Raw genomic sequence first — 13,080 nt, 5'->3', positions numbered from 1 at the left:
GTGAGGATGTCCGCTGGCCGTGCCGGGAAGCCCCACAAGGGCACGGCCGGGTACCGCACAGACCCTCCCCCCTCACGAAGGCGAACAACTCCATGAGTGACCGCATCACTGCGGCCGACCCGCTGTCCGCCACGCAGGCGGCGCCCGCGGCGTCGCAGGCTTCCGCCCACGTCGACGCCGGTGACGCCGGATACCGCAAGGACCTCAAGTCCCGGCACATCAACATGATCGCCATCGGCGGCGCCATCGGCACCGGCCTCTTCCTGGGCGCCGGCGGCCGCATGGCCAACGCCGGACCCTCGCTCTTCATCGCGTACGCGGTCTGCGGCGTCTTCGCCTTCTTCGTCGTCCGGGCCCTGGGCGAGCTCGTGCTCTACCGCCCCTCCTCCGGCGCCTTCGTCTCCTACGCCCGTGAGTTCATGGGCGAGAAGGGCGCCTACACGGCCGGCTGGCTGTACTTCCTCAACTGGTCGACCACCGCCGTCGCCGACATCACCGCCGCCGCCACCTACGCCCACTTCTGGGCGATGTTCAGCGACGTCCCGCAGTGGATCCTCGCCCTGATCGCCCTCGCCGTCGTCCTCGCCGCCAACCTCATCTCGGTGAAGTACTTCGGCGAGATGGAGTTCTGGTTCGCGATCATCAAGGTCGCCGCGCTCGTCGCCTTCATGATCGTCGGCATCTTCCTCGTCGTGACCTCCCACGACGTCGGCGGCCACACCCCCGGCTTCGCCAACATCACCGACAACGGCGGCATCTTCCCCAACGGCGTCATGCCGATGCTGCTGCTGATCCAGGGCGTCGTCTTCGCCTACGCCTCCGTCGAGCTCTGCGGCGTCGCCGCCGGCGAGACCGAGAACCCCGAGAAGATCATGCCCAAGGCGATCAACTCGATCATGTGGCGCGTCGGCCTCTTCTACGTCGGCTCCGTCGTCCTGCTCGCGCTGATCCTCCCGTACACCGCGTACTCCGGCGACCAGAGCCCCTTCGTCACCGTCTTCGACAAGCTCGGCGTCCCCGGCGCCGCCGGCGTGATGAACCTCGTCGTCCTCACTGCCGCCCTCTCCAGCCTCAACTCCGGCCTCTACTCCACCGGCCGCATCCTGCGCTCCATGTCGCTGGCCGGCTCCGCGCCCAAGTTCACCGGCGTCATGAACAAGGGCGGCGTCCCCTACGGCGGCATCCTGCTCACCGCGGCCTTCGGCGTCGCCGGCGTCTTCCTCAACTACGTGATGCCCGAGGACGCCTTCGAGCTGGTGCTGAACTTCGCCTCCATCGGCATCATCGGCACCTGGGCCATGATCATGGTCTGCTCGCTGCTCTTCGTGCGCCGCTCCCAGGAGGGCAAGCTCACCCGGCCCGCCTACCGCCTGCCCTGGGCCCCGTACACCCAGATCGTGACGCTGGTCTTCCTCGCCGCCGTCGTCGTCCTCATGTGGCTGGACGGCGGAGTGGGCCGCACCACCGTCAACTGCCTGCCGCTCATCGCCGCCGCCCTCGTCGGCGGATGGTTCCTGGTCCGCGGCCGCGTCCGCGCCACCGAGAGCGCCCGCCAGGACTGACCCCGGCCGGCCACCCCCACCGCTTCCCCCCACGGGAAGAGCGAGACCCCCGCAGGCACGAACCGCGGGGGTCTCGCGTTGGGTCAGGAGACAGTGGTACGCAAGATCCTTACAGAGCCTGACCGCCCAGACACCGTCGGAGAAGGGAAGCTCGCCATGCCGCAGCAGGTCCAGGGGGTCGTCGCCCCCGGCAGGAACGAACCCGTACGGGTCGAGACGATCCTGATCCCCGACCCGGGCCCGGGCGAGGCGGTGGTGAAGATCCAGGCATGCGGGGTCTGCCACACCGACCTCCACTACAAACAGGGCGGGATCAACGACGACTTCCCCTTCCTCCTCGGCCACGAGGCCGCCGGAATCGTCGAGTCCGTCGGCCCGGACGTCACCGACGTCGCCCCCGGCGACTTCGTGATCCTCAACTGGCGCGCCGTCTGCGGCCAATGCCGGGCCTGCCTGCGCGGCCGCCCCTGGTACTGCTTCGCCACCCACAACGCGCGCCGGAAGATGACCCTGACGGACGGCAGGGAGCTCTCCCCGGCCCTCGGCATCGGCGCCTTCGCCGAGAAGACCCTCGTCGCCGCGGGCCAGTGCACCAAGGTCGACCCGGCCGTCGCCCCCGAGGTCGCCGGACTCCTCGGCTGCGGCGTGATGGCCGGCATCGGCGCCGCGATCAACACCGGCGAGGTCGGCCGCGGCGACAGCGTCGCCGTCATCGGCTGCGGCGGCGTCGGCGACGCCGCGATCGTCGGCTCCCGCCTCGCCGGAGCCGCCCGGATCATCGCCGTCGACATCGACGACCGCAAGCTCGACACCGCCCGCCGGATGGGCGCCACCCACACCGTGAACTCCCGCACCACGGACCCCGTCGAAGCGATCAGAGAGCTCACCGGAGGCTTCGGCGCCGACGTCGTCATCGAGGCCGTCGGCCGCCCCGAGACCTACCGGCAGGCTTTCTACGCCCGCGACCTGGCCGGCACCGTCGTCCTCGTCGGCGTCCCCACCCCCGAGATGACGCTCGAACTCCCGCTCCTCGACGTCTTCGGCCGCGGCGGCGCGCTCAAGTCCTCCTGGTACGGCGACTGCCTGCCGTCCCGCGACTTCCCGATGCTCATCGACCTGCACCAGCAGGGCCGCATCGACCTCGGCGCCTTCGTCACCGAGACCATCGGGCTCGGCGACGTCGAGAAGGCATTCGCCCGCATGCACGAGGGCGACGTCCTGCGCTCGGTGGTGGTCCTCTGATGGCCGCCCGCATCGACCACCTGGTCACCTCCGGCACCTTCAGCCTCGACGGCGGCACCTGGGACGTCGACAACAACGTCTGGATCGTCGGCGACGACACCGAGGCGATCGTCATCGACGCCGCCCACGACCACGAGGCCATCCTCGCCGCCCTCGACGGCCGCACCCTGCGCGCCATCGTCTGCACCCACGCCCACGACGACCACATCGACGCGGCCCCGGCCCTCGCCGCCGCCACCGGCGCCCGGATCCTGCTCCACCCCGCCGACCAACCGCTGTGGAAACTGACCCACCCCGACCACCACCCGGACGGAGACCTCGCCGACGGCCAGGTCCTCACCATCGCCGGGACCGACCTCCACGTCCTGCACACGCCCGGCCATGCCCCCGGCGCCGTCTGCCTCTACGCCCCCGACCTCGGCACCGTCTTCACCGGCGACACCCTCTTCCAGGGCGGCCCGGGCGCCACCGGCCGGTCCTGGTCCGACTTCCCGACCATCATCGAGTCGATCCGGACCAGGCTCCTCGCCCTCCCGCCCGCGACGGTCGTCCGCACCGGCCACGGCGACCCGACCACCATCGGCGCCGAGGCCCCGCACCTGGAGGAATGGCTCAAGCGGGGCCACTGAGCGAGAGCCGGCTCACGAACCGCCGCTCCTCGCCCGAGAACGGGTCGGTGAACCCCAGCGTCCGCGCCAGCAACTGCAGCGGCCGCCCGAAGTCCTCCGGCCCGTCCTCCCGCACCACCGGGTACACCGGATCGTGCAGGATCGGCAGCCCCAGCGCGTTCATGTGCACCCGTAGCTGATGCGTCCGCCCGGTCTCCGGCACCAGCCGGTACCGCCCGAGCCCGCCCGCCTGCCCGATCCGCTCGATCAGCTCGATCCGGCTCTCGGCGTTCGGCTCGCCCGGCACCTCCCGGGCGGCCATCACCCCGCGCTCCTTCTCGATTCGGCTGCGCACCGTCACCGGCAACGCCACCCCGGGGTCGTACGCCGCCACCGCCTCGTACTCCTTGCGCACCCGCCGGTCCCGGAACAGCGTCTGGTACGCCCCCCGGTCCTCCGGCCGCACGACGCACAGCACCAGACCCGCGGTCAGCCGGTCGAGCCGGTGCGCGGGCTGCAACGCGGGCAGCCCCAGCTCCCGCCGCAACCGCGCCAGCACCGTCTCCGTCACATGCCGGCCCCGCGGCATCGTCGCCAGGAAGTGCGGCTTGTCCGCCACCACGATCCGCTCGTCCCGGTACACCACCCCGACCTCGAACGGCACCCGCTCCTCCACCGGGAACTCCCGGTGGAACCAGAGCAGGCGGCCCGCCGCGTACGGCTCGTCCGCCGCCACGGCGGCCCCGTCCGCCCCGACGAACCGCCCCGCGCGCAGCATCTCCTCGACCGCCCCGGCCCCGACCGCCCCCGCGTACCGGTCCCGCAGATGATCCCCGACGGTCGCCCACACCCCACCGGGATCCTCGGGCAGCCGCACCCGCACCGCGTCGATCCCGTCCCGCTGGGGGAGGGGAGAGGCGGGGGCCTTCGTTCTGCGTCTCACCGGTCCTGCCGTCGTCGCCGGGCCACCAGGGGTGGCAAAACAAGAAGGACCCCACATGATGCGGGGTCCTTCGCTGGTGTCCGAGGGGGGACTTGAACCCCCACGCCCGATAAAGGGCACTAGCACCTCAAGCTAGCGCGTCTGCCATTCCGCCACCCGGACAGGTGTCATGTCTTCGTGGCGCTCGGCCCTTCCGACGAGGAAAACCATAGCAAACATCTGAGGTGGCCGATCACCACCCCCGGGCCCCGCCTGCCCCGGCCCCCGCCGGCGTCTCGGCATGTGACGGCCGCATGTCGCGGGGCGGACGCCCTTGGGGGCCGAGGGGGCCGCGCGGGAGGATGGGGCGATCAACGTCATCACGTGGGGCACGTAGTGGGAGGAAGCAGCGTGAGCGAGTCGAACACCGCGGCGGGAAGCGTCACCGGAGAGGACGAGGTCGTCGACCTCTGCCGTGACCTGATCCGCATCGACACCAGCAACTACGGCGACCACTCCGGCCCCGGCGAGCGGGCGGCGGCCGAGTACGTCGCGGAGAAGCTCGCGGAGGTCGGCCTCGAGCCGAAGATCATCGAGTCGCACAAGGGACGCGCCTCCACCGTCGCCCGGATCGAGGGCGAGGACCCGTCGCGCCCGGCCCTCCTCATCCACGGCCACACCGACGTCGTCCCCGCCAACGCCGAGGACTGGACCCACCACCCCTTCTCCGGCGAGATCGCCGACGGCTGCGTCTGGGGCCGCGGCGCCGTCGACATGAAGGACATGGACGCGATGACCCTCGCGGTCGTCCGCGACCGGCTGCGCAGCGGCCGCAAGCCGCCCCGCGACATCGTGCTCGCCTTCCTCGCCGACGAGGAGGCCGGCGGCACCTACGGGGCCCGCCACCTCGTCGACAAGCACCGCGACCTCTTCGAGGGCGTCACCGAGGCGATCGGCGAGGTCGGCGGCTTCTCCTTCACCGTCAACGAGAACCTGCGCCTCTACCTGGTCGAGACGGCCCAGAAGGGCATGCACTGGATGCGGCTGACCGTCGAGGGCACGGCCGGGCACGGCTCGATGACCAACGACGACAACGCGATCACGGAGCTGTGCGAGGCCGTGGGCCGGCTCGGCCGCCACACGTGGCCGGTCAGGGTCACCAAGACCGTACGGTCCTTCCTCGACGAGCTGTCGGACGCGCTCGGCACCCCGCTCGACCCCGAGGACATGGACGCGACCCTCGCCAAGCTCGGCGGCATCGCCAAGATGATCGGCGCCACCCTGCGCAACTCCGCCGCCCCGACCATGCTCGGCGCCGGCTACAAGGTGAACGTCATCCCCGGCCAGGCCACCGCGCACGTCGACGGACGGTTCCTGCCCGGTTACGAGGAGGAGTTCCTGGCCGACCTCGACCGCATCCTCGGCCCGCGGGTGAAGCGCGAGGACGTGCACGGCGACAAGGCCCTGGAGACCAGCTTCGACGGCGACCTGGTGGACGCCATGCAGGTGGCCCTGCGGGCCGAGGACCCGATCGCGCGGGCGGTGCCGTACATGCTCTCCGGCGGCACGGACGCCAAGTCCTTCGACGACCTCGGCATCCGCTGCTTCGGCTTCGCCCCGCTCCGGTTGCCGCCGGAGCTGGACTTCGCCGGCATGTTCCACGGCGTCGACGAGCGGGTCCCGGTGGACGGCCTCAAGTTCGGCGTGCGGGTCCTCGACCGGTTCATCGACGCCAGTTGAGGGCCGCCGACGCACCCGGAAATCGGCCGCGCGTGCGGAGATGCCCGGAAAGAGTGAATGCCCGAGGCGCCTCGTAGCCACCCCGGTTCCCCCTCGTTACAGGTGTGCGGTCCGCGGCTGGGACCGCATTGCCTACAAGGAGGAATAATGATCAAGAAGGTCGTCGCTGCTGCGGCTGCCACCGGCGGTCTCGTTCTCGCGGGTGCGGGCATGGCCGTTGCCGACGCGGGTGCCCAGGGTGCGGCCATCGGTTCCCCCGGTGTCCTCTCGGGCAACGTCGTCCAGGTGCCGATCCACGTTCCCGTGAACGTGTGCGGGAACACGGTCACCATCATCGGGCTGCTGAACCCCACCTTCGGCAACACCTGCATCAACGCCTGACGTCGTGCCTCGACCCCTGAGGGTCTGAGCCAGCGGCCGGCCCCGGAGTGCGTGCCATGCACTCCGGGGCCGGTGGTCATTTCGTCACGAGCCGAGAAGCAGGTAACCCACAATGCGACAGGTCACACGCATCACCCGCACGAGCATCCTCACCGTCGCCGCGGCGAGCGGCATGATCGCCCTCGGCGGCGGCTACGCGCAGGCCGACGCGGGCGCGAACGGCACGGCGTCCGACTCGCCGGGCGTGGCGTCCGGCAACAGCGTCCAGGCACCGGTCCACGCCCCGGTCAACGTCTGCGGCAACACCGTCAACGTCGTCGGGCTGCTGAACCCGGCGTCGGGCAACTCCTGCGCCAACCAGGGCGCTCCGGGCGGATACGGCGACGACGGCGGCTCCTCCGCCGGCGGCCACACCTCGGACTCGCCGGGCGTCGGCTCCGGCAACAACGTCCAGGTGCCGGTCGAAGCCCCGGTGAACGTCTGCGGCAACAACGTCACGGGCGTCGGCCTCGGCAACGCCGTCGGCGGCAACGACTGCGGCTACGGCATCGAGCCGACGCATCCCGGACACCCGGGAGAGCCCGGCAACCCCGGAGAGCCGGGGAATCCGGGAGAGCCGGAGAACCCCGGCAACCCCGAGAACCCGGGCCCCGGCGACTCCGGCGGCGAGCACCCCGGCAACCCCGGCACCCCGGGTCAGCCGGAGAAGCCGAACACCCCGGGTGCGCACACGGTCACCCAGGACCGGCCCGACGAGGAGCTCGCGCACACCGGTGCCGACACGCTCGGCATCGCGCTGCCCGCCGGGGCGGCCCTGCTGCTCGCCGGCTCCGTGATCTACCGCCGGGCCCGCCGCAGCGCGTGAACCGGCCTCGCCGCACGGCGAACGGAAAGGGCCCCGCGATCTCGCGGGGCCCTTCTCGTCTCACCAGGTGGCACGGATCTGACGGATGATGCGCCGGCGCAGCCGCACCCTGCGGCTGCCGTCCCGGTGCAGGCTCAGTCGGTCCAACTCCCAGTGTCCGTACTCGGCATGGTCGGTCAAAAGCCGCGTCGCCTCCTTGCGGGAGACGCCGCGCGGCACGTACACATCGACAAATTCGTATTCCGGCATCACATCTATTGTGCGGCCAAGGCCCCGGTACGGATAGCGTCTCTCCTATGTCTGATGCTGCGCAGCCCACCGCTGCCGAGGTACGCGCCGCCGCCGAGGCGGTCAAAGCCGCACTGGACCGTCACCTCGCGGCGGTCGAAGGCCGCACCGGGGACGACGACCCGGCCGTCTACGAGGCATTCAACGCGCTCGCCGCGGCGGCGGAGGCGTACGACGAAGCCCTCTACGACCGGTACGACGAGGTCACGCCCTTCGAGATCCCCGGCGCGGACGACTCCCTTCCGCCCTACGCGGGGCCGGAGGAACCGCACGCCCTCAGTGTGCTGATCCGCCGCGACTACGCCGTCGTGGAGCCGCAGCGGCTCATCGCCCAGGCCCGTCGGGTCACGGACCTCGAACGGGACGAGGCGGCGACGACGACCCACGCGGCGCTCGGGATCCTCTTCGGCGAGTACGAACCTGACGAAATCGCGTCCCGTCACAAGGAATTCGGCCTGGAGGAGGGCGACTCCACGCTCTGGGTCGAGGCCGCCGAGGAACTGCCGGAAGCGGGGGAGTGGCTGCACGCCCCCTTCGAGCACGCCGACCCCGAGCGGATCGTCTGCCGCTTCGACATCAGCGCCGTCTTCGACGACGAGACCGACGAGGACCTGGAGGACCGGGTCCGCGGGACCTGAGCCCGGGCCAGAAGCACCGGGTGCACGAGCACCGGACCACGGGCGCCCCTTCCGCCGCGAGCGGGAGGGGCGCCCGTGGCGCGCTACGCCTCGTCCTCGTGGAGCAGCGCCTCCAGGAGCGGGCGCAGCCGGGTCGTACGCTCCGGGTCCCGGCCCTCGGCCACCGCGCGCGGCAGCGCCTGATCCACACCGTGGACGACCGAGAGATGGCGCTCCGCCCGCCCGAACGCCGTGTACACCCAGGCCCTGCTGAGGCCCGCGGCCGCGTCACCGGGCAGCACCACGACCGCCGCGGGCCAGCGCGCCCCGACCGCCTGGTGCGCGGTCAGCGCCCAGCCGTGCCGCAGCGACGACTCGACCCGCTCCTTCCGTACGACGATCCGCTCGCCCCCGCAGTCCAGGTGCAGGCCCTCGGCGTCGGCCGAGACGACCGTGCCGGTGACCGTGCGGCCCGGGGCGGGGGAGTGGGCCACCCGGTCGCCCGGGTCGTAGCCGCCGAAGCGGCCGGGGCCCGGGTTGAGCCGCTGCTTGAGCGCCGCGTTCAGCGCGCGGGTGCCGGCGGAGCCGCCGTGCCCGACCGTGATCACCTGGGTCTGCCCCGGCGGCACCCCGAGGGCCCGCGGGATCGAGTCGGCGACCAACTGCACCGTGCGGTGCACCGCCTCGCCGGCGTCCCGGACCGGGACGATCACGACCTCCTTGCCGGGGGCGTCCACCTGGCTGAGCTCGCCGACGCCGATGCCCGAGACCAGCTCGCCGATCGGGCCGGGATCGGGGGTGCGGGAGGCGAGCTGCGGGGCGACCCGGGCCGCCAGCAGGTCGGCGAAGACCCGGCCGGGCCCCGCCGATCCCAGCACATGGGGATCGCCGCTGAGCACCAGGCGGCAGCCGTCGGGCAGCGCCTCGACCAGGGCGGCCGCGCTCTCCACGTCGAGCTGCGGCGCGTCGAGCACCACCAGCAGGTCCAGGGCGAGCGCGCCCTCCGCGTCCCTGCCCACGCCCGCGGAGCCGGACAGCAGCCCGGCCACCGTCACGGCGCCGTCGCGGGCGGTGTGGGCCGCGAGGGCCACTCGCAGGCCCCGCGCGCGGGCGGCCGCGGCCAGCGCGACCGGTTCGGCACGGGCCGCCTCGCCGCCGGTGTGCAGCACCAGACCGTGCGCCCCGGCGGCGCGGACCGGCTCGGGGCCGTCCCACTCCTCCGCCCGTACGGTACGGATCAGGCGGGCGACACCGTCGGCGAGGCTCTCCTCCGCGAGCGCGTACCGCTCGAGGCCGAGCAGCACCGGCACCTCGGGGCGCGGCTCGGCCTGTTCCTCTTCCTCCGGCCCCTCCTCGTCCTCCTCCTGGAAGACGAGGACCGCGGCCTCGGACACCGCGAGGTCGACGGCCTTGTCCGGCTCGGGCACGGCGAGCCTGGCCAGCCCCTCCCGTACGGCTCCGATCTCCAGGGCCGTGTGGCCCTTCAGCGCCGCCTGCTCCAGGAGCCAGGCGGTGAGGGCCACGGCCCGGCGCGGATCGGCGGGGCCGCACTGCGGGCCGAGGAGGGCCCGCGCGAAGCCGTCCGCCTGCTCCGGCCGCACGCCGGGCACGGAGAGCAACTGCCACGGATCGTCCTCCAGGGCGCGGGCCGCGCCCTCGCCGAGCACGGCGGCCACCTGCCCGGCGAGCGTCTCGGGGGCCCCGCCCCGGGCCAGCACCTGCCGGACGGCCGCCGTCGTCTCCTCGGTCACCACCGGCGCCGCGGGCGCCGGCGGGCGCACCGTCGTCTCCGGAGCGACGGGCGCCGGGGGCCGCGGCGGCTCGGGCGTCGCCATGCGGGGGACCGCGACGGGCTTGGCGCCGCTCTCCACCGCCCGCACGGCCGCCAGGAGATCGGCGGCCGTCCCGCTCAGCTTCCGGCCCGCCTCGACGGGCCCGCCCCGCTCGGCCTTCCGCTGCTCGATCCTGGCCCGCAACTCCCGCTGCGCGGCGATCTCCGCCTGCGCCTCCGACACCGCGCGGGCCGCCGCGTCACTCTCGGAATCCCCGACCCCGGGAGCGCCCCCGGCGTCGGCACCCGCCTCGGTCCCGTGCCCGTCCCCCGCGCCCGTCGTGTCGTCACCGTCACCGTCACCGTGGTCGGCACCGGGCTCGACGTCACCCGCCTCGGCCGACTCGGCCGCCTCGGCCGCCTCGGCCTCGGACTCCTCGTGGCTCCCGTCCTCCGGGCCCGCCCCCGCCCCCTCCGCCGGGTCTTCCTCGGCGGCCGTCGGCCGGGCCCGGTCGGCGGGGGCCGTCGGGGCCGGGCCGGTGGTGGACTCGTCCGTCAGGGCGTCGGCGGCCTCGGGCGTGTTCTCCCCGGAAGGCTCGGTCACAGGGTGCTCCAGTCGTGATCCGGATAGCGGTGCACGGGCGCCGACACGTCGTCGAGGGCCCGGCAGATCTCGTCAGGAAGACTAAGGCTCTCCACTGACAACGCGGCCGCGAGCTGCCGCGCGTTGCGCGCGCCGATGATCGGGGCGGTCACCCCGGGCCGGTCGCGCACCCAGGCGAGGGCGACGTGGAGCGGGGTCGTGGCGAGTCCGTCGGCGGCCGTGTGGACCGCGTCGACGATCCGGCCGGCCGTCTCGTCCAGATACGGCTCCACGAAGGGGGCCAGGGCCTCGGAGCCGCCGCGCGAGTCCGTCGGGGTGCCGTTGCGGTACTTGCCGGTCAGCACCCCGCGCCCGAGCGGGGAGGAGGGCAGCAGCCCGATGCCCAGGTCGAGCGCGGCGGGCAGCACCTCCCGTTCGATGCCGCGCTGGAGCAGCGAGTACTCCATCTGCGTCCCGGCGAGCCGGGTCCGGTCGCCGCCGAGCTGCCAGGTCCCCGCCTTCGCCAGTTGCCAGCCGCAGAAGTTGGACACGCCGACATAGCGGGCCCGGCCGCTGGCGACCGCGATGTCCAGGGCGTGCAGCGACTCCTCCAGCGGGGTGTGCGGGTCGAAGGCGTGCAACAGCCACAGGTCCACGTAGTCCGTGCCCAGCCGGGCGAGCGACGCGTCGAGGGCGGCCAGGAGATGGCCGCGCGAGCCGTCCGTGCGCCGGTCGGGGTCCGGGACGCTGCCCGCCTTGGTCGAGATGACCAGCTCCCGGCGGGGCACGAGGCCGCCCCGGTCGTCGATGAGCCGCCCGAGCAGATACTCCGCCTCGCCGCCGCCGTAGACGTCCGCGGTGTCCACGAGCGTGCCGCCCGCGTCCCAGAACGTCTTCAACTGCTCGGCGGCGTCGTGCTCGTCGGTGTCCCGGCCCCAGGTGAGGGTGCCGAGCCCGAGCCGGGACACGCGCAGGCCCGTACGTCCGAGATGCCTCTGCTCCATGGCCGCGAGATTACTGGCCAGGGCACCACGCGGAGAGAGCCTGTGGACAACCTGTCCACAGGGCGAGGGCCGGTCCGGCTCCTGTCGGACGGAGGGCCCGCGCGCTAGAGTCCCGCACAAGGACGTTACCGATGGGTAAGGGGTACGTGGCATGCGGCTCGGCATCAACCTCGGCTACTGGGGCGCGGGCATGGACGGCGACAACCTCGCCGTGGCGCAGGAGGCGGACCGCCTCGGCTACGACGTGTGCTGGGCGGCGGAGGCGTACGGCTCCGACGCTCCCACCGTGCTCTCCTGGGTCGCCGCCAAGACCGAGCGGATCGACGTCGGTTCGGCGATCATGCAGATCCCGGCCCGCCAGCCCGCGATGACGGCGATGACCGCCGCCACCCTCGACTCGCTCTCCGGGGGCCGCTTCCGCCTCGGCCTCGGCGTCTCCGGACCGCAGGTCTCCGAGGGCTGGTACGGCGTCAAGTTCGACAAGCCGCTCGCCCGCACCCGCGAGTACGTCGAGATCGTCCGCAAGGCCATGTCCCGCGACCGCCTCACCTACCAGGGCGAGCACTGGACGCTGCCGCTGCCGGACGGCCCGGGCAAGCCGATCAAGCTCACCGTCCACCCGACTCGCCCGCACATCCCGCTCTACATCGCCGCCATCGGGCCCAAGAACCTGGAGCAGACCGGCGAGATCGCCGACGGCGCCCTGCTCATCTTCCCGTCCGCCGAGCACCTGGAGGAGACCGCCCTGCGTCACCTCCGCGCGGGCCGCGAGAAGGCGGGCCTGACGATGGACGGCTTCGACGTCCACCCCACCCTGCCGCTCGCCCTGGGCGACGACATCGACGCCCTGGCCGACGTCTTCCGCCCGTACACGGCGCTCTACGTCGGCGGCATGGGCAGCCGCAAGCAGAACTTCTACAACCAGCTCGCCCAGCGCATGGGCTACGAGAAGGCCGCCGCCGAGATCCAGGACAAGTACCTGGCCGGTGACAAGGACGGCGCCGCCGCGGCCGTACCGCGGCAACTGATCGACCAGACCACCCTGCTCGGCTCCGTCGACCGCATCGCCGACCGTATGAAGGCGTACGCGGCGGCCGGGGTCACCACCCTGACCCTCGCCCCGGCCGGCTTCACCCTGGACGAGCGGATCGCGGCGCTCCGGGCCGGCTTCGAGGCCCTGGAGCGGGCCGGCCTCGCCTAGCGGAACTCCGGGAACGGGCCCGGAAAGGTCTGCGGCCGTGGTGGGGGCTCGGGGGTCTTCCCCGCCACGGCCGTCACGCAGCACAACGCGCGAACGAGCCCGGGGGTTACGCGCCCCGCGGCACTTCCTCCGCGCCCCGCCCGCACCCGCCCGGCGCCCGGCCCCGCCCCACCCGCCCGGCGCCCGGCCCGCGTCCGCCCCCGCCCCTCCCGGACCCGGGCCCGTACCCCGTTCGGCCCACCGCCCGAGCGCGCCCTGTTGCCCACCCGGCGGGGGCGCACTTGACTCGTACTCCA

Annotated in this window: 12 protein-coding genes and 1 tRNA gene; 8 read left to right on the top strand and 5 right to left on the bottom strand. The window is 73.1% G+C overall.

Annotated features, from left to right (window positions below; translation table 11 throughout):
* Positions 1-92: 92 nt before the first annotated feature.
* From ABZ135_RS24440 to ABZ135_RS24430, 3 genes are all read left to right on the top strand, one after another.
* A complete protein-coding gene (locus ABZ135_RS24440; RefSeq protein ID WP_356698372.1) occupies positions 93-1,562 on the top strand; it encodes an amino acid permease in 1,470 nt (489 codons plus the stop codon).
* A 156-nt stretch (positions 1,563-1,718) separates the two neighbouring features.
* A complete protein-coding gene (locus ABZ135_RS24435; protein WP_356698371.1) occupies positions 1,719-2,804 on the top strand; it encodes an S-(hydroxymethyl)mycothiol dehydrogenase in 1,086 nt (361 codons plus the stop codon).
* Positions 2,804-3,433, top strand: coding sequence for an MBL fold metallo-hydrolase (locus ABZ135_RS24430; protein WP_356698370.1), 630 nt, complete (start codon positions 2,804-2,806; stop codon positions 3,431-3,433). Before ABZ135_RS24435 ends, ABZ135_RS24430 begins: the two co-directional genes overlap by 1 nt.
* Here the strand turns inward: ABZ135_RS24430 and ABZ135_RS24425 are convergent.
* Together ABZ135_RS24425 and ABZ135_RS24420 are read right to left on the bottom strand one after the other, a co-directional pair.
* Entirely contained in the window at positions 3,417-4,355 is a 939-nt protein-coding gene (locus ABZ135_RS24425) for a pseudouridine synthase (protein ID WP_356698369.1), read from the bottom strand. The two genes, ABZ135_RS24430 and ABZ135_RS24425, sit on opposite strands and share 17 nt — an antisense overlap.
* A gap of 74 nt (positions 4,356-4,429) precedes the next feature.
* A tRNA-Leu gene (locus ABZ135_RS24420) sits at positions 4,430-4,517 on the bottom strand.
* A gap of 228 nt (positions 4,518-4,745) precedes the next feature.
* Between ABZ135_RS24420 and ABZ135_RS24415 the strand changes: the two genes are divergently transcribed.
* The 3 genes from ABZ135_RS24415 (at position 4,746) to ABZ135_RS24405 (ending at position 7,320) form a co-directional block, all read left to right on the top strand.
* Entirely contained in the window at positions 4,746-6,074 is a 1,329-nt protein-coding gene (locus ABZ135_RS24415) for a M20/M25/M40 family metallo-hydrolase (protein WP_356698368.1), read from the top strand.
* Between the two features lie 147 nt (positions 6,075-6,221).
* The gene (gene chpH, locus ABZ135_RS24410; RefSeq protein WP_356698367.1) at positions 6,222-6,455 is read left to right on the top strand and encodes a chaplin ChpH; all 234 of its coding nucleotides are present in this window, start codon (positions 6,222-6,224) and stop codon (positions 6,453-6,455) included.
* Between the two features lie 112 nt (positions 6,456-6,567).
* Positions 6,568-7,320 (top strand): chaplin family protein, encoded by a 753-nt coding sequence (locus ABZ135_RS24405; protein WP_356698366.1) that lies wholly within the window; start codon positions 6,568-6,570, stop codon positions 7,318-7,320.
* A 60-nt stretch (positions 7,321-7,380) separates the two neighbouring features.
* On the opposite strand, the gene ABZ135_RS24400 is transcribed toward ABZ135_RS24405, so the two are convergent.
* Entirely contained in the window at positions 7,381-7,569 is a 189-nt protein-coding gene (locus ABZ135_RS24400; RefSeq protein WP_125749393.1) for a DUF5703 family protein, read from the bottom strand.
* A 47-nt stretch (positions 7,570-7,616) separates the two neighbouring features.
* Here ABZ135_RS24400 and ABZ135_RS24395 point away from each other — a divergent pair, with 47 nt between their 5' ends.
* A complete protein-coding gene (locus tag ABZ135_RS24395; protein ID WP_356698365.1) occupies positions 7,617-8,246 on the top strand; it encodes a hypothetical protein in 630 nt (209 codons plus the stop codon).
* A gap of 83 nt (positions 8,247-8,329) precedes the next feature.
* Here the strand turns inward: ABZ135_RS24395 and ABZ135_RS24390 are convergent, their stop codons facing one another.
* Together ABZ135_RS24390 and ABZ135_RS24385 are read right to left on the bottom strand one after the other, a co-directional pair.
* Positions 8,330-10,600 (bottom strand): helix-hairpin-helix domain-containing protein, encoded by a 2,271-nt coding sequence (locus tag ABZ135_RS24390; RefSeq protein WP_356698364.1) that lies wholly within the window; start codon positions 10,598-10,600, stop codon positions 8,330-8,332.
* Positions 10,597-11,583 carry an aldo/keto reductase gene (locus ABZ135_RS24385; protein WP_356698363.1) on the bottom strand — a complete coding sequence of 329 codons (987 nt, stop codon included), beginning with the start codon at positions 11,581-11,583 and terminating at the stop codon, positions 10,597-10,599. The genes ABZ135_RS24390 and ABZ135_RS24385 overlap by 4 nt, the downstream gene beginning before the upstream one ends.
* A gap of 151 nt (positions 11,584-11,734) precedes the next feature.
* Here ABZ135_RS24385 and ABZ135_RS24380 point away from each other — a divergent pair, with 151 nt between their 5' ends.
* Positions 11,735-12,784, top strand: a complete 1,050-nt coding sequence (locus ABZ135_RS24380) for an LLM class F420-dependent oxidoreductase (RefSeq protein ID WP_356698362.1) — start codon at positions 11,735-11,737, stop codon at positions 12,782-12,784.
* Positions 12,785-13,080: the final 296 nt, after the last annotated feature.

The sequence above is a fragment of the Streptomyces sp. NPDC006339 genome (assembly GCF_040612775.1).
GTDB lineage: Bacteria > Actinomycetota > Actinomycetes > Streptomycetales > Streptomycetaceae > Streptomyces.
Note: the sequence above shows the minus strand (reverse complement) of the source record. Positions and strands in the feature narration are given on the sequence as shown.

Coding starts and splice junctions, on each gene's coding strand:
- ABZ135_RS24435 (WP_356698371.1), top strand. CDS start 1,719: ATGCCGCAGCAGGTCCAGGGGGTCGTCGCCCCCGGCAGGAACGAACCC.
- ABZ135_RS24385 (WP_356698363.1), bottom strand. CDS start 11,583: ATGGAGCAGAGGCATCTCGGACGTACGGGCCTGCGCGTGTCCCGGCTC.
- ABZ135_RS24380 (WP_356698362.1), top strand. CDS start 11,735: ATGCGGCTCGGCATCAACCTCGGCTACTGGGGCGCGGGCATGGACGGC.
- ABZ135_RS24440 (WP_356698372.1), top strand. CDS start 93: ATGAGTGACCGCATCACTGCGGCCGACCCGCTGTCCGCCACGCAGGCG.
- ABZ135_RS24405 (WP_356698366.1), top strand. CDS start 6,568: ATGCGACAGGTCACACGCATCACCCGCACGAGCATCCTCACCGTCGCC.
- ABZ135_RS24395 (WP_356698365.1), top strand. CDS start 7,617: ATGTCTGATGCTGCGCAGCCCACCGCTGCCGAGGTACGCGCCGCCGCC.
- chpH (WP_356698367.1), top strand. CDS start 6,222: ATGATCAAGAAGGTCGTCGCTGCTGCGGCTGCCACCGGCGGTCTCGTT.
- ABZ135_RS24400 (WP_125749393.1), bottom strand. CDS start 7,569: ATGCCGGAATACGAATTTGTCGATGTGTACGTGCCGCGCGGCGTCTCC.
- ABZ135_RS24430 (WP_356698370.1), top strand. CDS start 2,804: ATGGCCGCCCGCATCGACCACCTGGTCACCTCCGGCACCTTCAGCCTC.